Source organism: Cohnella rhizosphaerae, assembly GCF_029525575.1.
Lineage (GTDB): Bacteria > Bacillota > Bacilli > Paenibacillales > Paenibacillaceae > Cohnella > Cohnella rhizosphaerae.
Map to the genome: position 1 here is coordinate 14,288 of NZ_JAPDIA010000008.1, position 21,275 is coordinate 35,562.

Below are 21,275 nucleotides of genomic sequence, written 5' to 3' on the forward strand. Positions count from 1 at the left end.
GGAGCGGCTGACCGAACGAGCGCGTTAGCCTTCCGCGCAGGCTTCCATGATGAGCTCGTAAGAGCGAACGCGGTCGGCGAAGTCGTGCGCGTAAGAAACGATCATGAGCTCGTCCGCGCCGTACGTCTCGCGCAGGGCGCGCAGCCGGTCGCGAACCTGCTCGGGCCCGCCGACGATCATGGCATGCGCGGCGTCGGGATCGTCCACCGCCGCCTTGCCCGACTCGCCGAGCAGGCGCGCAGCTTCGGCCGGACCGGGAATGCCCGTGTCCCCACGGCCCTGACCGGCCAGCAAGCGCCAAGCCTTCACCCCGCAGGCGATCGCTTCGGCCCGTTCCCGCGTCTTTGCGCATACGACCGACACGGCCAGCACCACGTAAGGGCGATCTCCGCGCGACCCGTCGAAGCCGTCGCGATAGGCGGCGATCGCTTCGCGCGCGTTTTCGCGATTCATAAAATAGCCGTAAGCATAGCCAGTGCCGTGCGCGGCCGCCAGGCGCGCGCTTTTGACGCTCGTGCCGAGCACCCATGGCACGGGCCCGACGCAGGCGCTGCCCGTCGGCGGACGGTCTGTTTCGGCTGCGATCGCCGCGCGATCGTAATCCCCGCGACCCGTTCCCGGCGTACCGGGTTTTTCGCCGTTCAGGTAGCCGACGAGCGCCGCGAAGTCGTCCGGCATCCGCAGCGCGCGCTCGAGGTAGTTGTCCGACAGCGCCATCGACATCTCCGCGGGACCGCCGGGAGATCTGGCGACGCCGAGATCGATCCGTCCCGGGAATAATGCAGCCAGGAGACGGAACGTCTCCGCGACCTTATAAGGCTTGTAATACGGCAGCAGGACGGCGCCTGCCCCGATCCGAATGCGCGAGGTGACGGCGCCGATCATGCCGAGCATGACTTCGGGCGTCGAGCAAGCGAGCCCGCCGAGTCCGTGATGCTCGGCAAGCCAGTAGCGCGAATAGCCGAGGCGTTCGCCGGCTTGCGCGAGCGCCGCCGAGCACCGCAGCGCGTCGCCAGGGCTCTGGCCGGCGACGAGCGGCGCCTGGTCCAATATGCTTAAGTACACGCACAACCCTCCGATCTATCCTTCCATTATACCGCAGCGTATCCAAATAGGCGTTCACATTCCCGATCCCTTCTGATAGCATGGAGGTATTCGTCCGGCAGGTTGCCGGAACAGGCTGCAATCGAAAAGAGGGAAAACGAATGTTACGCATGAATAAAGACGGAGCGCGGACGCTTTGGTACAAGCGGCCCGCGTTGGATTGGAACGAAGCGCTGCCGATCGGCAACGGGCGCATCGGCGCGATGGTGTTCGGGGACCCGCGGCGCGAGCGGCTGATGCTGAACGAAGACACGCTCTGGTCGGGCGAGCCGGCGGACACGAACAACCACGGCGCGCTGCCGCATCTGGCGCGTTGCCGTGAATTGATCGCCGAAGGAAAGTATTGGGAAGCGCAGCAGCTTGCCGAAGCGAATATGCTGAGCGTCGATACGGAAGCTTATCAGCCCCTGGGCAATCTGCTAATCGACGTGGATGCGCTGCTGCCCGAAGCGCCTTCCGGATACGTGCGGCAGCTGGATCTCTCGCAAGCTTTGCACACGGTGTCTTACGATGAGGACGGCGTCGCCTTCTCGCGGGAAACGTTCGTCTCCGCGACCGAGAAGGCGCTGGTCGTGCGGCTGACGGCCAGCAGGCCGGGCGCGCTCGGCTTCACGGCATCGCTAGAGACCCCGCACCCTTCCGAGACGTCGCAGATGGAGGGAGGCAGCCTGGCGCTGAGCGGCCGCGCGCCCGTATCCATCGCTCCGGAGATCGTCTATGCGCCGGGTCGGGGAACCTCGTTCGCCGTCGCCATTCGCGTCGTGGATACGGACGGTCGGGCCGAGACGGGGGGATGACGGCCGCCTCCGCGTATCCGGCGCGTCGCGGGCGACGCTGCTGCTGACGGCGGCCACGAGCTTCGCCGGGTACGACAGCGATCCCGCCGCGGGACCGGACCCCGTCGCACGATGTATGCAGCAGCTGGCGGACGTCTCGCCGATGCCGTACGATGCGCTGATCGAAAGGCATGCGGATTCGTACCGCGCTTTTTTCGACCGAACCGATCTTCGGCTGTGCGCCGCAGGCGAGGACGAGCAGGCCGCGCTGCCGACGGACGAGCGCCTCGCGCGTTTAAGCGTTGGCGGCGCGGACACCCGGCTGGTCGAGCTCTACTTTCATTACGCGAAATATTTGCTCATCGCAAGCTCGCGGCCCGGCACGCAGGCCGCCAACCTTCAGGGCATCTGGAACCACCATCTGACGCCGCCGTGGCGTAGCAATTATACGATCAATATCAACACGCAGATGAATTATTGGCCGGCCGAGGCGCTCGATCTGCACGAATTGGCCGAGCCGCTGTACGACTTGATCGGCGAGCTAAGCGTAAAAGGCAAGGAGACCGCGCGAATTCATTATGGGGCGCGGGGCTGGACGTCGCATCACAATACGGACATCTGGCGCAGGGCGAATCCGGTGGAAGGCTCCGCCAGCTGGTCGCTCTGGCCGATGAGCGCGGCCTGGCTTTGCAGGCATCTATGGGAGCGGTACTTGTACGGCGGCGATCGCGCAGCGCTGGCGGAGCGGTTCTATCCGATCATGAAGGAGGCGGCGCGCTTCGCGCTCGATTGGCTCGTGCCGGACGGTTCGGGGAAGCTCGTCACCTCGCCCGCCTCGACGCCCGAAAATTTGTTCCTCGACGAACAGGGCCGAGAATGCGCCCTCTCCGCGGGCACGACGATGGATCTATCCATTCTGTCCGAACTTCTGCAAAGCGTGATCGACGCCGGCGCGGAGCTGGGCCTGGACGAAGCGTGGCGGCCCGAGCTGCAGGACGCGCTGGACCGGATCGAGCCGTTCCGGATCGGCAGCAAGGGGCAACTGCTGGAATGGTCGGAGGAGTTCGAGGAGGAGTCGCCGGGCCATCGGCACTTCTCCCATCTGTACGGCATGTATCCGGCCGAGCAGATCGACCGCATCGGCACGCCCGAGCTGGCAGCGGCGGTTCGCCGCAGCCTTGAGCTCCGTCTGGCGGCGGGCAGCGGACATACCGGCTGGAGCTGCGCCTGGCTCGTCAATTTGTGGGCAAGGCTCGGCAGCGGCGAAGAAGCGCACCGCTACGTCGCGCAGCTGCTGGCGAAGTCCACGTATCCGAACCTGCTGGACGCGCATCCGCCCTTTCAGATCGACGGCAACTTCGGCGGAGCGGCGGGCATCGCCGAGATGCTGCTGCAGAGCCATGCGCGCGAGCTTCGGATTCTTCCGGCGCTGCCCGCGGCGTGGCCGGACGGCAGCGTGCGCGGCTTGCGCGCGCGGGGCGGCTATCGCGTCGATATCGATTGGCGTGACGGCGATTGGACGGAGGTCCGCATCGCGGCCGACCGGGACGGCTACTGCGCGGTAAGGCTGCCGGGGAGCGAATCGGCCGCGTTCGAGGACGGAGCGGGCCTAGCCGTGCCGTTCGAGCAGAAGGACGGCCGCCTGACATTTCTCGCGGTCGCCGGTCAATCGTTCAGGCTGGGCAAGCCCGCCCGCGGCCGGCAAGACGAACAGGAGGGGATGCTATGAACCGGTTTGACAAAAAAGTGGAGCTTCGGCGCCCGGATTCGTTCAAATGGTCCGGAGCGGATCGCCTATTCAAGGGAGAAAATCTGCTGCCGCTCTGGGTCGCCGACATGGACTTCGAGGCGCCCGCGCCCGTCGTGGACGCGCTAAGGCGCCGCGTGGACGAAGGGTTGTTCACCTATACCGAACTGCCGGCTTCGTTGTTCGAGGCGGTGGCGGGCTGGCTGGACCGGAGATTCGCATGGAAGGTCGCCACGAGCGACCTGCTGTTCGCGCCGGGCGTCGTGACGCTTCTCAAGGCGTCGGTACATGCTTTTTCGCAGCCGGGCGACAGCGTCGTGGTGCAGCCGCCGGTATACGGGCCTTTCGGCGAGGCGGTGACCGGCCAGGGGCGGGAGTTGGTGCTGAATCCGTTAAAAATCGAGCAAGGCAGGTATACGATGGATTTCGAGGACCTGGAGGCCAAGCTGCGGCTGACGGGAGCGAAGCTTGCTGCTTCTGTGCAGCCCGCACAATCCGACCGGACGCGTGTGGGAGGAGGAGGAGCTGAACCGGCTCGCGGAGCTATGCGGCGCCTACGGCGTAACGGTCGCGTCCGACGAGATTCATGCGGACCTGATTCTGGCGGGCGTCCACAAGCCGATCGCGTCGCTGCCCGGGATGGCGGAGCGTACCGTGACGTTCATCGCGCCGAGCAAGACGTTTAATCTGGCGGGACTGCATACGTCGTTCGCCGTGGCGACCGACGAGACGCTTCGGAAAGGGCTGGATCAAGCGCTCGGTTACCGGAGTCCGAATCCGTTGTCGATCGCCGGCGCCGAAGCGGCTTACCGGGAAGGGGAAGAATGGCTGGAGGCATGCCTGGCGTACTTGCGCGAAAATGCGTCGTTCGCGGCCGCGTTTTTCGCCGCACGATTGCCCGAAGCGTTCGTCTACGTGCCGGAAGCGACATATCTGCTGTGGGTCGATCTGCGTCCGTTCGGTCTGAGCCAGGCCGAGCTGGGCCGTCTGCTGGTGGACGAAGCGCGCGTCGCCGTGAGCGGGGGGCGGTGCGTTCGTCAGCGAGGGAGAAGGACGCATCCGCATCAATCTGGCGACCCGGCGCGAGATTCTGGAGGAAGGTCTTGACCGGATCGCCAAAGCGCTCTTCGGAGTCCGGGCTTCAGGCAGCGCCGAGGCCGGCCATGCGGAAGCGGGCGAAGGCTAGAGCTCTTCGCCGTTCCAGCTGGCCCTGCGGATCTCCGACGGGGTGCGTCCCGTGATCTGCTTGAGCGTGCGCGAGAAATGATGGGGCGTCTTGAACCCGCACTGGCGCGCGATCTCCGCGGCCGGCAGTCCCGTATGCTCGAGCAGCTCGACGGCCCGCTCGGTCCGGTACCGCCACACATAATGGATCGGCGTCTCATGCTCGTATTTGTTGAAAAGCCGCACGAGATGCTCGGGCGTCACCCCGGCTTCCCAGGCCAGGTCGCTCAGCTTGATCTCGCCGCCATAGTGCGACCGGATCCAGGCCAAAGCCCGTTCCACGGCGGGCGAGGCGGGCGAAGTTTCGATGCCCTCCGCCGCCGCGCCGTCCGCCTCGGGCTGGAGCCGGAGCACGGCTGCGCCGAGGCTTCGCATGATCGCCCCGTCGCTCGGCAGTTCGTTCTGCACGGTGAGGATGAGTTCGACGAGTTTATTCATTTCAGGCGACACGGGCCATACGTCGGGCGGTTCGCCCGCATCTCCGCCAGGGAGCGAACGCTTGTCGATCTGCACGGCGACCCAATTGTGCCGCGTCACGTCGTTGCCTGTTATATCGAAGGACTCTACGTGTCCCGGCTTCAACAAGATGGCTTGTCCGGCTTTGACCTGCTGAGGCGCGCCGTCGATCGTGACGCGCATCTCGCCCGCGTCCAGCAGCAACAGCTCAAAATCGCGCTGCCTGCGCGGCCCGAACCGGCCCCCCGACGCATACGTAGCAGAACCTGCGACCGCCGATTTGACCGCCTCGAAGGGAACTTGAGACCTGCTTGACGCCACTCGCATAACCTCCAGTTGCTGCGCATCGCAGCCTGTTTAGCTGTTTAGTACATACACGCCAGACGGCCATGTGAATCGCCGTTCCGCACAAAAAAAACGGCCGCAAACGTCCATAAAGGACGTGCGCGGCCGTTTGGCGTGCGAAATGGTTGGCGAGCGTTCGGCATCTGCGCAGACGAAGCGCCGCTGTGCAGACGAAGCGGGCTAACGCAGACGAAGCGCCGCCACGCGCGATTCGGGCACGAGGCCTTCCGCGGCGGCGCGCCCGAGCAGCGCGTCGACGGCCGCGAAGCCGTCCCTGCCCAGATCGCGGGTGAAGCCGTTCACGTACAAGTCGATATGCGACTTGGCCACTTCGGGCGACAGCTCCTGCGCGTGCGACATCACATATTCGCGCGAAGCATCGGGATTCGCCCATGCATAGTCGACGGAAGCCCGAATCCACCCGGCCACCGCCTCCAGGTCGAGCGAACGCTTCGCGACGATGGCGCCGAGCGGGATCGGCAGGCCCGTATCGCGCTCCCACCAGCTGCCCAGATCCTGCAGCATCGCAAGGCCGTACTGCTTGTAGGTGAAGCGGGCTTCGTGGATGACGAGGCCCGCGTCGATCTCGCCGCGCTGCACCGCGGGCATGATCTGGTGAAAAGGCATGACCAGGATGCGTCCGACGCCCCCCGGGACGTTCCGGGACGCCCACAAGCGGAACAGCAGATAGGCGGTCGAGCGCTCGCTCGGAACGGCTACCGTCTTGCCCGACAGCAGGGCGGGATCGGGTTGTCCGTCCGCAGCGCCGCCGGCCGTGAGCACGAGCGGTCCGCAGCCGCGGCCGAGCGCGCCTCCGCAAGGCACAAGCGCGTAATCCGGATGCGTCCACGGCAGCGCCGCATAGGAGATTTTCATCACCTCGGGGCCTTCCGTGCCTTCGGACAAGCCGTTGGTGATGTCGATGTCGGCGTACGTCACGTTCAGGCTGGGCGCGCCGGGGATAAGACCCGCCGACCATGCATGGAACACAAACGTATCGTTCGGACAAGGAGAATACGCGATATTCAATTCAGTTCGACCTCCTTCAAAATAGCGAACGCGGCGGACAGCGCAGTCAGCGCGTCGCCGATGCGCCAGGCGTCGCGATCCCGCGGACCCACCGCGTTCGAGATCGCCCGCAATTCGATAAACGGCTTGTCCGCGTAAGTAGCCGCGATCGCAACGCCGTAGCCCTCCATGCCCTCGGCCACGGCGCCGGGCACGCGCGCGGAGCGAACGGCCGCCGTCGCTGCCGTGCCGGTCGCAGTCGACGCCGTCACGATCGGGCCCGAGGCGGCGACCAGGCCGGCCCGATTGAGCGCCTGCAGCAGTTCTTCGGCGAGCTTGGCGTCGGCCGCCAGCTTCGAGGCGCCGAAGCCGAGCTCTTCGACCGAAGCGAAGCCCTCCGCGGTCTCGACGCCAAGGTCGGCGGCGACGGCGTCGGTGCCGACCGCGAGCGTGCCTACGGGCGCCACCTCGGGATACCCGCCCGCGATGCCGGCGCTCACGACGAGCGTCCAGGGGTCGCCGCTTCCCAGCGCGACGGCCGTACGGGCGGCGGCGCTCGCCGGTCCGACGCCGCACAGCCGCACCTCGAAGCGGCCGTCGCCGTCCAGGCCGCGGAGCACCGCGTCCCGTTCGGCTTCTACGGCGGTCATAACAAGGATGCGGGCTTCGGAGGGAGATCTCGTTTTCCCCGGATGACCCGTCAATTCCGTCATTCTTCTCATCTCCATTTCGTCCCATATCGTTCATGTCCCGTCACGGAGGCATCGTTCTATTCTACCGTAGTTGCCCCCGGCAGTGAAGGGACGCCCGGGACCAAGTCTTCCGATAAACAACAGCTGTAAAAACAGCAGTAAAAAAACAGCCCGGCCGGCGCGAACCGGCGGGACTGTCTTTTAAGCGCATAGATCAGGACTTGGGCTTGATCGCTTCGAGCGGTTTGTGGTTGCCGTACTTCGGATATTCGCGCGTCGAAGGCGCTGCCCACTTGGCGGCATTGCCGAGCACGCGGCGCACCTGTTCGTTGTAGTAGGTCGGATACGTCTCGTGCCCCGGGCGGAAGTAGAAGATCTTGCCCTGGCCCCGATGGAACGTGCAGCCGCTGCGGAACACTTCGCCGCCCTCGAACCAGCTCACCATGATCAGCTCGTCCGGCGCCGGAATGTCGAAGTGCTCGCCGTACATTTCCTCGGCTTCGATGTCGATATACTCGCCGATGCCTTCGGCGATCGGATGGTTGGGCGCCACGACCCAGATCCGTTCCTTTTCGTCGGCTTCGCGCCATTTGAGATCGCAGGACGTGCCCATCAGCCTTTTGAAGATCTTGGAGAAGTGACCCGAGTGAAGCACGATGAGTCCCATGCCGCGCAGCACGCGCCCGTGCACGCGCTCGACGATCTCGTCCTTGACGTCGCCGTGCGCCATATGTCCCCACCAGAAGAGGACGTCCGTCTCGCTCAGCACTTGCTCGGACAGGCCGTGCTCCTCGTCGTCGTCGAGCGTTGCGTAGCGTACCTCGAACGCATCCGTGCCGAGCCCTTGCCCGATCGCGGCGTGAATGCCCTCCGGATATACCTCGCGTACCTTTTCGTTCGTTTTTTCGTGGCGGTTCTCGTTCCAAACCGTGACTCTGATGCGCTGTGCCATTTAGATGCTGCCTCCCGATCCTCGTATTCATGTATATGCTTTCTTGTTTTCAGTATAGTCAATCGGAGCTTGCCGGAATATGTCTGATCTTAATTCATTTGTATTCAAAAGTGTTATACTGCTTGATGAAGCTATCTACGAGGTGAACGATAGAAAATGCCGAACGCCGTCGACACCCACGCCGATGCGGTGAATGAAAAAGTCGTATACCAAAATCCGCTGCTGTTCCTCAAAGTATGGGAGCTTCAAGGCGTAGAGCGGGTTCGCAGACCTACCGACGCCTGGCCCTGGCACTATCATAAAGAAGTGGAGTTTCTGGCGATCCTCGAGGGCGGTCTCGAGGTGCAGACGATGACGTCGCTGACGATGCTCGGACCGGGGGACGTGATGGTGATCGGTTCCTCCCGGCCGCACCGGACCTGGAGCGCGATCGGCGAGGCTGTCCGATATATCGTATTCCAGGTGGATCTCGTGCGCCATTTCGACCAGAGCATCCTGCCGTACCTCCATCACTTTTCGGAGCTGACCGGTCCGCTAGATGACCTCAATTACATATTCGAAGGCAATCCGGCCGCCAAAACGGAGGCCCATGCGCTGATCGCGGAGATCTACGGCGAGACGTACGGCGGGAAACCGGGCTACGAGATCGCCGTCAGCGCTTCGATCAAGCGCCTGCTCCTGCTGCTGCTCCGGGGCGACGACCGCGGCGTGCTGCGAGGCACCGAAGAAGCCGGCATCGCGCGGATGAGGCCCGTGCTCGATTACGTAGAGACCCGGCTCGGAGAAAAGATCGCGGTGGACGACGTACGCCGCCTGCTGGGCATGAGCTACCATCACTTCATCAAAACGTTCAAACGGACGATGGGCATTCCGTTCGTGGATTACGTCAACTACAACCGGATCAAAAAAAGCGGAGCGATTGCTGCTCACGACCGATCTGAGCATCATGGAGGTCAGCTTCGAGGTGGGCATCTGGAACATGGCGCAGTTCTACAAATTGTTCAAGCGGCACAACCAGCATTCGCCAAAAGAGTTCAGGCAGCGGATGCGCAATTGACGGCGAAAAATTCCGAAAACAATCCCTTGACAAATCGGACAAGAACTTCCCCTATATGTAGTAGGAGCGGGCCGACGCCATCCATCGTCGGCCTGCCGTTTTTTTTGCGAATCGATCGCAATCGCCGCAGCCCTTGCGGGACGCGGGTTTTGCGAATTCCTGCCTGCAACTTATAAATTTTAGGCCACTCCATGGATTGACAGCCACAATATATTGATATAGATTTATAAATGTCCTCAACATATCGGTTTGAACTCCGTGGCGGTTGGTTAATAATCCGTAGCGGAAAAGGCGATAGGTTGACCCGGCCAGTCGGTGCCGGAGGGTTCGAACAACAGGATATTCGGCAAGTTTTCGAGGGCTGCGCCGCAGCATAAGCGAAAGCTTTTTCGTGGTGCCCGAGCAGCGGATTTCTGCGTGCCGATTCTTCTAATTTATTACATATTTTCAAACTTTCAGGAGGGTTTCGCCATGCTGATCGCATACGCATCGAAGACGGGGAACGTTCGGAGGTTCATTAACAAGCTGAATCTGCCGGCGGTGCCGATCGACGGAACCGAGACGTTGGACGAGCCGTTCGTCCTCGTGACCTATACGACCGGATTCGGGCAGGTGCCGGACAACGTGGTCTCCTTCCTGGAGCGCAACGCAAGCAAGATGATCGGCGTATCGGCCAGCGGCAACCGCAATTGGGGCGACGGATTCGCGAAGAGCGCGGACACGATCTCCGAGCGGTACGGGGTGCCGGTGCTTTACAAGTTCGAACTGTCGGGCACGCAGCGCGACGTCGACAATTTCAAGCGGGAGGTGAGCGCAGTTGCGGCATATTGAATTGAACAACCTGCTCATGCAGCGCGACGCTGACGGATTTTTTCAACTGGACAAGGATCTTGAGGCCGTCGAGGCGTTCATGGAAGAAGTGAAGCAGCGCAGCCTGTCGTTCACCGGGCATCTGTCCAAGGTTAAGTATATGATCGAGAACGACTATTACGAGGACGTATTCGCGAAATACAAGGAGCATGAAGTCGAAGAGGTGTACCGGGTCGCGCACGGCTACGACTTTAAGTTCCCTTCCTATATGGCGGCTTCGAAGTTCTATACCGATTACGCGGTGAAGAGCAACGACCGCAGCATCTATCTGGAGCACTACCCGGACCGCGTCGCGATCGTGGCGCTGCATCTGGGGCGCGGAGACGTCAATGCGGCGCACCTGCTGGCGCAGGCGATGATGGAACAGCGCGTGCAGCCCGCGACGCCGACCTTCCTGAACGCGGGCAAGAGCCGCCGCGGCGAGATGGTATCCTGCTTCCTGCTGGAGATGGACGACGCGCTCAATTCGATCAACCATGTGCTCGGGACCTGCATGCAGCTGTCCAAGATCGGCGGCGGCGTCGCCGTCAACCTGTCCAAGCTGCGCGGCCGCGGCGAGAGCATCAAAGGCGTCGAGGGCGCCGCAAAGGGCATCATGCCGGTGCTCAAGCTGATGGAGGACGCGTTCTCCTACGCCGACCAGATGGGGCAGCGCAAAGGCTCAGGCGCCGGCTACTACAACATTTTCGGCTGGGACGTCATGGAGTTCCTCGACAGCAAGAAGATCAACGCGGACGAAAAGACGCGCCTTAAGACGCTGTCGATCGGCCTGATCGTTCCATCGAAGTTCTACAAGCTGGCCGAGGAGAACAAGCCGCTGCACGTATTCGCGCCTTTTACGGTGTTCAAGGCATACGGCACGCATCTTGACGACATGGACCTCGACGAGATGTACGACACGCTGCTTGCCGACGACCGCGTTAAGAAGAAGGCGATCATGACCGCCCGCGACATGCTCGTCAAGATCGCGACGACGCAGCTCGAATCCGGCTACCCGTACATCATGAACCGCTCCAACGCGAACAAAAACCACGCGCTGAAGGATATCGGTTCGATCAAGATGTCCAACCTGTGCACGGAGATCTTCCAGCTGCAGGAGACGAGCGAGATCGGCGACTACGGCCGTCCCGACGTCATCCGCCGCGACATCAGCTGCAACCTGGCTTCGCTGAACATCGCGAACGTCATGGAGCACAAGAAAATCAAGGAATCGGTTCACGAGGGCGTCATGGCCCTGACCGCCGTGAGCGACATGACGACCGTCGCCAACGCGCCGGGCGTCGCCAAGGCGAACCGCGAGCTGCATTCGATCGGCCTCGGCGCGATGAACCTGCACGGCTATCTCGCGAAAAACAAGATCGCTTACGAGAGCGAAGAAGCGAAGGATTTCGCCCGCACGTTTTTCATGAGCATCAACTTCCATTCGATCGAAAAGAGCATGGATATCGCAAGAAAATCGGGCATCGCGTTCGACGGCTTCGAGAAGTCCGAGTATGCCAAAGGCACGTACTTCGACCGTTACCTGGATACCGACTATACGCCGCGCACGGATAAGGTCAAGGAATTGTTCGACGGCATCGCGATCCCGACGCAGCAGGATTGGGCGCGGCTGAAGGCCGACGTCATGCAGCACGGTCTGTACCACGCGTACCGTCTCGCGATCGCGCCGACGCAGAGCATCTCGTACGTTCAGAACGCGACCTCGAGCGTCATGCCGATCGTCGAGCAGATCGAGACGCGCACATACGCGAATTCGACGACGTATTATCCGATGCCGTTCATGCGTCAGGACAACTTCTTCTATTACAAGTCGGCCTATCAGATGGACCAGTTCAAGGTGCTCGACCTGATCGCCGAGATTCAGGCGCACGTGGACCAAGGCATCTCCACCGTACTTCACGTCAACAGCAACGTGACGACGCGCGAGCTGGCCCGCTACTACATTTACGCAGACAAGCTGGGATTGAAGTCCCTCTACTATACGCGGACGAACCGTCTGTCCGTCGAAGAATGCATCGCCTGCGCCGTCTAAGACGGACAGGCGAACGTGAAGGAGATTAGAGCTATGGCAACGCACAAGGCGGTCAACTGGAACCGTCCCGACGACGACTTCTCCGCGATGTTCTGGAACCAGAACATCATGCAATTCTGGACGGACGAGGAGATCCCGCTGTCCGACGACAAAATGTCGTGGATGGAATTGAACGACGACGAGCGCGAGCTGTACAAAAAGGTGCTGGGCGGGCTCACGCTGCTCGACACCGTGCAGGGCGGCGTCGGCATGCCGAAGATTCTGGAGCATGTCGAAGGGCTGCAGCGCAAAGCCGTGCTCGGCTTCATGGCGATGATGGAGCAGATTCACGCGAAGTCCTACTCCAGCATCTTCACGACGCTGGCCACGACCGAAGAGATCGACCAGGTGTTCGCTTGGGTCGAACGCAACCCGCATCTGCAGACGAAGGCGGAGACGATCGCCCAATATTACAACAACATCAACACGCCGAAGGATTTGTACCTCGCGATGGGCGCCTCGGTGCTGCTCGAGAGCTACTTGTTCTACAGCGGCTTCTTTTACCCGCTTTATTTGGCCGGACAAGGCAAGATGACGAGCAGCGGTGAGATCATCGACCTGATCCTGCGCGACGAGAGCATCCACGGCGTCTATGTCGGTCTGCTGGCGCAAGAGATCTACGCGAAGCTGGATGAGGACGAGCAGACGGCCGCCTACGAGACGCTGAAGGGACTGCTCCGTTATTTGCACGACAACGAGGAGCGGTACACCGAGAGCCTGTACGGCACGCTCGGTCTAACGGGCGAAGTCAAAGCTTTCCTCCGTTACAACGCGAATAAGGCGATGATGAACATGGGCCTCGAGCCGTTGTTCGAAGACGAGGACATCAATCCGATCGTCCAGAACGGCCTCAGCACGCGGACCAAGCAGCACGACTTTTTCTCCAAAAAAGGGCAACGGCTACGTTCGCACGACGAACGTGCAACAGCTCCGCGACGAAGACTTCGTATTCTAAATCGTTTTTCTTTTCGCGCATCGCCCCGCAGCCGATTAACGGTTGCGTTTTTTTTATGCGCTTGCGCAGCAGGACTTTTCTCCAAAGTCCAGTTTGTTCCAAGACCAAAGTCTGTCCCGCAAACCGCACCTGCGCCAGATTTCGGCGCGTCGGCGCTTTGATAAGCTAAAGCCATAGAGAATCAATGGCGGGGAGCGGGCGAAAATGATCGAGGGCATGCGCGAGAGACATCGGGAGAAGAGCCTCTATATTTTGTTGACCGATACGGGGACGATGTTCACCACGATGATCAAACGGTTCACGGCTGCGCCTTACAATCATGCTTCGCTCGTTTTCGGCGCGGATCTAAGCGAAATATACAGCTTCGGAAGAAAGAAACCGACCAATCCTTTTGCGGGAGGATTCGTCGAGGAGGACGTCTATGCGGGCACGTTCAGGCATTTCCCGAACACGCGGTGCGCGCTGCTGCGACTGCGCGTGTCGGAACCCGCGTTCGAGCGCGTTCGCCGCGTCGTGGACGCGTTCAAACGCCAACCGGAACGGTACAGCTACAATCTGATCGGACTGTTGGGGGTGCTGCTTGACCGGGAGATGGGCGCGGACGATGCGTATTTTTGTTCGGAATTCGTCGCGGAAGCGCTGCGTCAAGCGGGGGGTTCGCCTCTGGGAGCGGCCCTCGGCGCTCGTATCGCCCGATCATTTCAGAACGCACGGCGCTTTGGAGACCGTGTACGAAGGACGTCTGTACGAATACCCGCTGCTCGACCGCGAACGGCTTGGCGGCATCGGAGAGTCGGCCGGGCGACCGTCGAGCGCGCCGTCTCTGCCGGGGGAGGCCGGACGTCTTCTCCGCAGCGGCGAATCCATCGCTCCGTTCGCCGGATCTCGCAGGATGCCGAAGCGAAGAAGGATTGCCGAACTCGCGGACGGCGCCGCCGAATGGGTTTCGTCGAAGTTCGCTTCCGTGCGCTTGTAGCCGTTAAGAAGACGCGTTTGGACCGCCTCCGTTGCGATCCGAAGGCGCCTTTTTTTTACTTATCAGAAAGTATAAAATTCGGTGTTGAATGCTGCCCGCCGGGGGGCGATAAGTGTTGAAAAGCATTTAATCGGCGCGCTGATCGGGGCTGGGGAGGAAATAAGTGTTCAACCGCATTTAATTGGTCCAAGACCGGGGCAAAACGCGCGAAAGTGGGAATTTAATTGCGCTTCAACACTTATTTGGGCCAATAACGTCGTGACCAAAGGAAATAAATGCGTTTCAACGTTTCAACAGCTATTGGATATAGGCCGCGAGCGCGAGAACGTCAAGCCGGCAAGTTCGCAGTCCTGGCGTTGTTCAAGAGTAAATATGACGGCATATGGGCGCCACTCGCATCTTCGCGTCTTGTTTGTCGTTTCCCGGCATCGGACAATCAGTTGGAAATCGAAACGAAAAGTCGGATTTGTAGCTAGAGCTTGCAATCGCTTTCTTTTTATAATGAAGGCACGGTTGAACCGGGTTTCCATGACATTCGTCGTCGGCGTGCAGCGCGAGATGTCAAAGGAGGAGCAGCTATCTGGAGGTGAAAGCCGCTGACCTGTCGCCGGAGGAAGACTTGTCTTTTGAGACGATTTAGTCAGCTAAATGTACGATTATCTAACATCATTCAGGGTGAGGTAGCCGCCATACCGTCATTGAAAGAGGTAGGCGTGCGGGATGGTATCCGGCTGTTCGGGCCGATGCCGTCATTCGGGCTGGCGGAGATCGCGCCCCGCGGTTGCAAAAAGTCGTAAAAGGAATACAAAAGTAATTTACCTCGCTTTTGAACGTTGCCCAAAACCGCTTAAATATGAAGTGTAAGGTAATCTTACTTGAGGGGGGACTCCTATGAAACGGTTTAAGAAAAGTTTTTCGCTCGCGCTCATCGCGAGCATGATGCTGGTCGCGGCTGGCTGCGGCGGCAACAACAATGGCGGCAACGCCTCCGGATCGCCGTCCGCCTCCGCGCCGTCGGCGCCAGCGGCCTCCGGCTCGGCCGGCGCTTCGCCTTCGGCCGAAGCGCCGTCATCCGAAGAGCCGGTCAGCCTGAAGTTTTACACGATCTCGCCTTCGGACAAAGATGTATTCGACGCCGCTTATCCCGAATGGAGCAAAGCGCATCCGAACATCTCGGTCGAGATGGTCGTCCTCTCCGGCGACGATTCGCTGGACAAGATCCGCGTGGCGATCGCGGGCGGGGAGAAGATCGACCTGGCTTACATGGAGCGCGATTCGTTCCGCGACAAGGCGCCGAAGCTGTATTACAAGCTGAACGATCTGCTCACGAAGGACGGCGTAGAATACCTGAAGGAGTTCGGGGAATACGGGCGCGCCACGATGGTCGGCAGCGACGTCTACGGCATCGCCAACATCGCGGTACCGAGCGCGGTCTGGCTCAACCAGGACATTTTGCAGGCGGCGAACGTCCCCGTGCCGGACGATAGCACATGGACGTTCAAGGACTACTTCGACTTGCTCAAGAAGCTGACGATCAAAGGCGCTGACGGCAAGACGACCACTTACGGCGGCATTCACTGGCAGCGCGCGCCGATGGTCGCGACGGGCATTTTCGACATCGCCACTTACGGCGGCTGGGACATCGTGAAGGAGGACGGTACGCCGAACGCGAACGATCCGGTGCTGAAGCAGGCGGCCGATTATTTCTATCAGGCGATGTTCGTCGACAAGACGATTCCGACCGAAGCCGACGTCAAGGCGAACAAGGTGATCGCCCTGTACGACATGCTCAAGGGCAAGTTCGCGACGATGATGGGCGCCTCCAGCAGCGCGCTTCAGATGGACACGTTCAAGCTGCAAGGCAACTTGACGGAGGAGACGGACGCCAAGGACCCGTTCGTCATTCTGAAAATGCCGCGTTGGGACGCGAGCGCTCCGGCCGGACAAGCGACGAACATCGTCGTCAGCTACGCCGTGACGAAAAATTCCGAGCATCCCGAGCAGGCCTATCAGTTCCTGAAATGGTACAGCACCAAGGGCGCCGAGCTGTCGGCGAAGGCGGTTCACCGGGTACCGACCTGGACGAACGCCGATCAGAACGTGCTGATCGACGGCTGGCGTTATTACAAGGACAAGGACGGCAACATCGTGCAGGGCAAAGACCGGTCCGCGCTCTACAAGCAGGTGCTCGATCCGTCGATCGTGCCGATTTTCCCGAAATACCGCGATCAATACGCATACTCCTCCATGATGCTCGACGAGCTGAACAATCAGCTGTCGCTCATGCTGGCCGGCGAGAAAAGCGTGGACGACGCTTTGGCCGACGCGCAAAAGGCTGCGGAGAAAATTTACGCCAAAGAGAAGAAATAATCGGAATCGGGAAGCAAGGCGAGGGGCGTGCGCGCCCCCCGCTTGCTTCCGAAGGAGAGGATCGCGCTGCGGCTTAAATATCGGACGAAAGAAACGATCGCAGGCTATTTGTTCATCCTGCCCAACATTGTCGGGTTCGGCGTCTTCACGCTTTTCTCCGTACTGTTCTCGCTCGTCATCAGCTTTACCGACTGGGACATGATGTCGTCCTGGCACGATCTCCGCTTCATCGGCTTCGCGAATTTCGCGGACGCCTTCCAGGACGACCGCTTTCTTGCTTCGCTGCGGAACAATCTGTTTTTCCTCGTCCTCGTGCCCGCCCAGCTGCTGCTAGCGCTCGTCTGCGCCGTCGTGCTGAACGAAAAATTCGTGGGACGCTACCTCGTGCGTTCCGTCGTTTATTTGCCCTACATTACGAGCTTCGTGGCCGTTTCGCTCATCTGGTTCCAACTGCTTCAACCGTCGGACGGCGCGGTCAACGGACTGCTGCGCAGCATCGGCATCCACCATCCGCCAGGCTGGTTCGGCAGCAGCGCTTGGGTCAAGCCTTCGATCTTCATGGTGCTGACGTGGCAGACGCTCGGGTACAAAATTTTGCTGTATATGGCGGGACTGCAAGGAATACCCGCGCATCTTTACGAAGCGGCCGAAGTGGACGGCGCATCCGGCTGGCACAAATTTTTCCGGATTACGGTGCCGATGCTCGCTCCCGTCACGTTTTTTATCCTGATCATTTCGATCATCGATACGTTTCTCATGTGGTCGAACATCCAGATTCTAACCGACGGCGGACCCGGAACCTCCAGTACCGTCATCGGCTTCTACATTTACAAGGTCGCGTTCGGCTATTCCAAGATGGGCTACGCCTCGGCCATGTCCTGGCTGCTGTTCGTCCTCATTTTGCTGATCACTCTCGTTCAATGGAGAGGCCAGAAAAAATGGGTTAATCACTAGTCACCGGAGGATAACGATGGGAACGCTGCTCAAATACGCTTTCCGGTACGCGCTGGCCGCTTCGATGCTCATTCCCTTTCTATGGATGGTGTCCACTTCCTTCAAGACCGCGCAGAACGTGTTCGAATTCCCGATCCGATGGATCCCCGATCCGATCGACCTGGACGGGTACCGGTACATCTGGTCCGGATCGAGCCTGGGCGTCAAGTTCGCCGTTTTTTTATTTCAACTCGTTTAAGGTCGCGCTGATCGTCATCGTAGGCACCTACTTTTCCTGTTCGCTGGCCGCTTACGCTTATTCCAAAATCGCTTTTAAAGGCAGGGAATTGTTCTTCCTGATCAAGATCTCCACGATGATGGTGCCTTTTCAGGTGACGATGATCCCTACGTTCATCCTATACCGGAATTTCGGCCTGCTCGACACGCACGCCGCGCTATGGCTGCCTTCGTTTCTCGGTTCGTCGTTCGGCGTATTTCTGCTCCGACAGTTCTACCGCGGCATCCCTGACGATCTGACCGAATCCGCGCGCATCGACGGAGCGGGGCATCTGCGAATTTACTGGAGCATGATCCTGCCGCTGACGAAGCCCGCCATGGTGTCGCTGATCGTGCTTACCTTCATCGCGACGTGGAACAATTACGAGACGCCGCTCCTCTACTTAAGAAGCCCCGGGTTGTATACGATTCCGCTCGGCCTTAAGGTGATGGTCGACGACATCTACAACGTGAACTACCCTGGCATCATGGCGGGGGTCGTCTGCTCGCTGATCCCAATTCTCGTACTGTTCGCGGCCGCTCAGAAATACTTCGTGCAGGGAATCGCGTTCTCGGGAACGAAGGGGTAACCGGACTTTCTTTTGAAAAAAGATCGACGAAATTCGACATTTTTCGTTATAGTAATAAGAAAAGAAAGTACGGCGAACCGCATTCTCATTCGTTCCGGCGGGGGTGTGGCAACTGAACATCAGGCATAAGCTTACGCTGTTCGTCACGGGTTTTTCTTTGCTGTGCTACTTTATGACCTGCTCGCTGTTTTACAGCGTCTACGCCAACGCGATCAAGCAGAACGCCTACGATACGAGCCGGTCGCAGGTCGCCTCCATCGGGGGCAATCTCGATTCCTTCTTCGCGCGTCTGTCCGAGGGGACGAAGCTCATCGCCGAGGATCCGCAAATCACCGACCTGCTGGGCGAATACGCCCGCACCGGCGGCTCGTCCGGCTCGGGAGCGGCGGTCGAACGCGCCTTAAACGAGTTCGCCGTCAAGATGAACAAAGAAGTCGAATATGCGCAGATCGTTCCCGCCGGGGCGGGCAGCGATCTCAAGTTCTCCACCGGCTACGAATTCAGCCGCGCCGGCTTTGATTGGAGCCGCGCGGCGTGGGAGGAGCGTGACCCGCTCTCCGGCTGGATCATGAGCGGCAGCGGCGCCGCGAAGCCGGTCTATCTGAGGCAGATCCGCGAACAGACTGCCGGCCCGACGCTTGGCGTCGTGGCCGTTTTCCTGCGCGAATCGGTGTGGCCGTCTTTCGTTCAAGGCAATCAAGTGAATCTTCGTCTCGCGACGTTGACGGGAAGACTTGTCTATGGGACCGGGGAAGCGGCGCCTGCGGCCGCGCAGCTCGACCCCGATTCCACCCTTTTTCGCGAAGCGTCAACGCTCGACGTTCGCCGGATCGGGGGCGACGCCTATATCGTCTCCTCCCAGCGAACCGCCAACGGTCTTTTCGTCCTCGTCAGTCTTACGAGCATGCATGCGCTTCTGAACGAGATCTCCCAAGTCGGTATTCTGATCGTCATGGTCGGGCTGCTCTCCTTCTTTTTAACGTTTCTTTTCTCGTTATTCGTGTCGGGGCGCCTGACGGCCTCTCTTGACGAGGTGCGCCGCCAGATCGGCGATCTGACAACGGGCCGGCTGCCGGACGGCCAAGCGTTCTCCGGCTCCCGCCTCGCGGGCAGCCGCGGGTTGTCGGGCAAGGTTCGCGTGACGCTGATTTACGCGTCGATCGTCATCCTCCCGATGGTCCTGTCGATCCTCATCATGAACGAGCAGGCGGGCAAGTCGATTCGTTCCCAGACGCTGAGCCATCATCAGAATCAATTGAAGTTCACCGCGCGGCGCATCGACGCGGAGCTCGATTCGTACGATCAGAAGCTTCAATACCTGTTCGGGGAAAAAAGCCTTAACGCCGCAGCGGCCCGGTATGCGTCCGGCGCGATCGGCGCGGAGGAATGGGCGCGAACGGCCGAACGCACGGCGATGCGGCTGGAGGCGGTCGCATCCGGCACCTTGTCGGTCGCGGTGTACGACGCCGACCGGAAACTCATATACAGCAAGGGCTGCGCGCCCTCCTTCGCAGGCGGCATGCTGCAGCGGCTCGAGGACAACCCGAGCAATCGCACGCTTTGGTTCCCGTCCGCGCCGGCTTGCGGCTCCTACTACGCGGCTTACGGAAAAAGGCTCGTCGCGCTGACTAACTACGACGGCGTCGGTTTTTTCGATTCGATCGGGTTCGTCGTGCTGTCCTTCAACGAGCAGCTTTTGCAAAATTTGTACGATCCGCGTCCGGAGGAAACGTCCACCGCGCTCTATTTGACGGACAAAGCCGGGACGGTTCTGTCGCATCCGTGGAAATCCCGCATTGGGGCCGAAAGCCCGTACGGCGATGCGCCGTCGGAAAAAAAGGCGGGACGGATCACGTTGACCGAGCCGTTGTCGGCGTCCGATTGGCTGTTGGCGGAACGGATCCCGAACGGGCTGTTGAACGCGCAAACGCCCAAGAACAGCCTGCTGCTCTGGGGCTCGATGCTGGCGGATTTCCTCGCGATCTCGGCAGGCATATACGCCTTTCTCCGTTATCTCATGCGGGGAATCCGGCAGCTTAACCAAGGGATGGAGCAGGTGGCGGGCGGCAATCTGAGCGTCCGGGCGAACATTCGCTCGAGAGACGAGGTCAGGCAGCTGGCGGACGGCTTCAACGATATGGTGCGCAGGCTGAACGAGCTTATGGCGGAAACCTACATGCAAGGAATCCGGCGCAAGGAAGCCGAGCTGAATTCGCTGCAGGCCCAGATCAACCCGCATTTTCTCTACAATACGCTGGAATCGATCAACTGGGAAGCGATGATGATGACGGGAGGGCCGAACAAGGTGAGCGAGATGGTGACCGCCCTGTCCGACCTTCTTCGCCTCAGCATCAGCAAGGGCAAGGAGATCGTCTGGTTCCAGGACGAGATCGACCATGTCAAAAACTACTTGATTCTGCAAAAGGAACGGTACAGCGACAAGTTCGAAGTGGAGTGGCAGATCGACGAGCGGCTGTACCGGTACCGAACGCTGAAGCTGATCCTGCAGCCGCTCGTGGAGAACGCGATCTATCACGGTCTGGAGCTGAAGGAAGGCCCCGGCGTGATCTCGATCAAGGGCAAGCTGGCGGACGGCGGTCTGGAGCTCGAGATCGCGGACAACGGACTGGGCATGGACGAGGCGCAGCTGGAGGCCGTTCGCAGCTCGATCGAAGAGCAGCGCCCGTCCCAGCCCGCGGGCATCGGCATTCGGAACGTGCACGAGCGCATCCGGTTGTATTACGGCGAGTCTTACGGTATCGAGGTGTTCAGCGCGAAGAACGCGGGGACGACGATCGTGATCCGCCTTCCGATCCACGAGGACGGGGACGCTTACGGCGCGCCGCCATTTTTTGAAGCGGAGGGGAGTTAAG

16 protein-coding genes and 3 pseudogenes are annotated in these 21,275 nt (G+C 60.6%); 14 read left to right on the forward strand and 5 right to left on the reverse strand.

The window, feature by feature from the left end:
• Positions 1-24: 24 nt before the first annotated feature.
• Entirely contained in the window at positions 25-1,065 is a 1,041-nt protein-coding gene (locus OMP40_RS23255; protein WP_277535015.1) for an LLM class flavin-dependent oxidoreductase, read from the reverse strand.
• A 140-nt stretch (positions 1,066-1,205) separates the two neighbouring features.
• Between OMP40_RS23255 and OMP40_RS23260 the strand changes: the two genes are divergently transcribed.
• The 4 genes and pseudogenes from OMP40_RS23260 to OMP40_RS23275 all read left to right on the forward strand — a co-directional run bounded on the left by OMP40_RS23260 (position 1,206) and on the right by OMP40_RS23275 (position 4,734).
• The gene (locus OMP40_RS23260; RefSeq protein ID WP_277535017.1) at positions 1,206-1,901 is read left to right on the forward strand and encodes a glycoside hydrolase family 95 protein; all 696 of its coding nucleotides are present in this window, start codon (positions 1,206-1,208) and stop codon (positions 1,899-1,901) included.
• Entirely contained in the window at positions 1,822-3,609 is a 1,788-nt protein-coding gene (locus OMP40_RS23265) for a glycosyl hydrolase family 95 catalytic domain-containing protein (protein WP_277535020.1), read from the forward strand. The genes OMP40_RS23260 and OMP40_RS23265 overlap by 80 nt, the downstream gene beginning before the upstream one ends.
• Before the next feature lie 107 nt (positions 3,610-3,716).
• Positions 3,717-4,067: pseudogene (locus OMP40_RS23270) on the forward strand (aminotransferase class I/II-fold pyridoxal phosphate-dependent enzyme); the annotation flags it as partial.
• Positions 4,068-4,134: 67 nt separating this feature from the next.
• Positions 4,135-4,734, forward strand: coding sequence for an aminotransferase class I/II-fold pyridoxal phosphate-dependent enzyme (locus OMP40_RS23275; protein WP_277535022.1), 600 nt, complete (start codon positions 4,135-4,137; stop codon positions 4,732-4,734).
• Between the two features lie 75 nt (positions 4,735-4,809).
• Here OMP40_RS23275 and OMP40_RS23280 read toward each other — a convergent pair whose 3' ends face one another.
• From OMP40_RS23280 to OMP40_RS23295, 4 genes are all read right to left on the reverse strand, one after another.
• A complete protein-coding gene (locus OMP40_RS23280; RefSeq protein WP_277535024.1) occupies positions 4,810-5,628 on the reverse strand; it encodes an AraC family transcriptional regulator in 819 nt (272 codons plus the stop codon).
• A 204-nt stretch (positions 5,629-5,832) separates the two neighbouring features.
• Entirely contained in the window at positions 5,833-6,681 is an 849-nt protein-coding gene (locus OMP40_RS23285; protein ID WP_277535026.1) for a 1,4-dihydroxy-6-naphthoate synthase, read from the reverse strand.
• On the reverse strand, positions 6,678-7,382 hold the full coding sequence (locus OMP40_RS23290; RefSeq protein ID WP_420872033.1) for a futalosine hydrolase: 705 nt from the start codon (positions 7,380-7,382) through the stop codon (positions 6,678-6,680). Before OMP40_RS23290 ends, OMP40_RS23285 begins: the two co-directional genes overlap by 4 nt.
• A gap of 184 nt (positions 7,383-7,566) precedes the next feature.
• Complete coding sequence (locus tag OMP40_RS23295; RefSeq protein ID WP_277535028.1) at positions 7,567-8,304, reverse strand: ThuA domain-containing protein; 738 nt, start codon at positions 8,302-8,304, stop codon at positions 7,567-7,569.
• A 156-nt stretch (positions 8,305-8,460) separates the two neighbouring features.
• Here OMP40_RS23295 and OMP40_RS23300 point away from each other — a divergent pair.
• The 10 genes and pseudogenes from OMP40_RS23300 (at position 8,461) to OMP40_RS23350 (ending at position 21,274) form a co-directional block, all read left to right on the forward strand.
• Positions 8,461-9,361: pseudogene (locus OMP40_RS23300) on the forward strand (helix-turn-helix domain-containing protein).
• Between the two features lie 471 nt (positions 9,362-9,832).
• Positions 9,833-10,192: a class Ib ribonucleoside-diphosphate reductase assembly flavoprotein NrdI gene (gene nrdI / locus OMP40_RS23305; protein WP_277535030.1), complete on the forward strand. Its 360-nt coding sequence runs from the start codon at positions 9,833-9,835 to the stop codon at positions 10,190-10,192.
• Entirely contained in the window at positions 10,179-12,263 is a 2,085-nt protein-coding gene (gene nrdE, locus OMP40_RS23310) for a class 1b ribonucleoside-diphosphate reductase subunit alpha (RefSeq protein ID WP_277535032.1), read from the forward strand. The genes nrdI and nrdE overlap by 14 nt, the downstream gene beginning before the upstream one ends.
• Before the next feature lie 33 nt (positions 12,264-12,296).
• A pseudogene (gene nrdF, locus OMP40_RS23315) lies at positions 12,297-13,257 on the forward strand (class 1b ribonucleoside-diphosphate reductase subunit beta).
• A 204-nt stretch (positions 13,258-13,461) separates the two neighbouring features.
• The gene (locus OMP40_RS40330; RefSeq protein WP_338131225.1) at positions 13,462-14,352 is read left to right on the forward strand and encodes a hypothetical protein; all 891 of its coding nucleotides are present in this window, start codon (positions 13,462-13,464) and stop codon (positions 14,350-14,352) included.
• A gap of 772 nt (positions 14,353-15,124) precedes the next feature.
• Positions 15,125-16,603: an ABC transporter substrate-binding protein gene (locus OMP40_RS23330; protein ID WP_277535035.1), complete on the forward strand. Its 1,479-nt coding sequence runs from the start codon at positions 15,125-15,127 to the stop codon at positions 16,601-16,603.
• A 42-nt stretch (positions 16,604-16,645) separates the two neighbouring features.
• On the forward strand, positions 16,646-17,557 hold the full coding sequence (locus OMP40_RS23335; RefSeq protein ID WP_277535037.1) for a carbohydrate ABC transporter permease: 912 nt from the start codon (positions 16,646-16,648) through the stop codon (positions 17,555-17,557).
• Positions 17,558-17,573: 16 nt separating this feature from the next.
• Positions 17,574-17,795 (forward strand): ABC transporter permease family protein, encoded by a 222-nt coding sequence (locus OMP40_RS23340; RefSeq protein WP_277535038.1) that lies wholly within the window; start codon positions 17,574-17,576, stop codon positions 17,793-17,795.
• Positions 17,796-17,862: 67 nt separating this feature from the next.
• Entirely contained in the window at positions 17,863-18,402 is a 540-nt protein-coding gene (locus OMP40_RS23345) for a carbohydrate ABC transporter permease (RefSeq protein ID WP_277537980.1), read from the forward strand.
• A 103-nt stretch (positions 18,403-18,505) separates the two neighbouring features.
• Positions 18,506-21,274, forward strand: coding sequence for a cache domain-containing sensor histidine kinase (locus OMP40_RS23350; protein ID WP_277535039.1), 2,769 nt, complete (start codon positions 18,506-18,508; stop codon positions 21,272-21,274).
• Position 21,275: the final 1 nt, after the last annotated feature.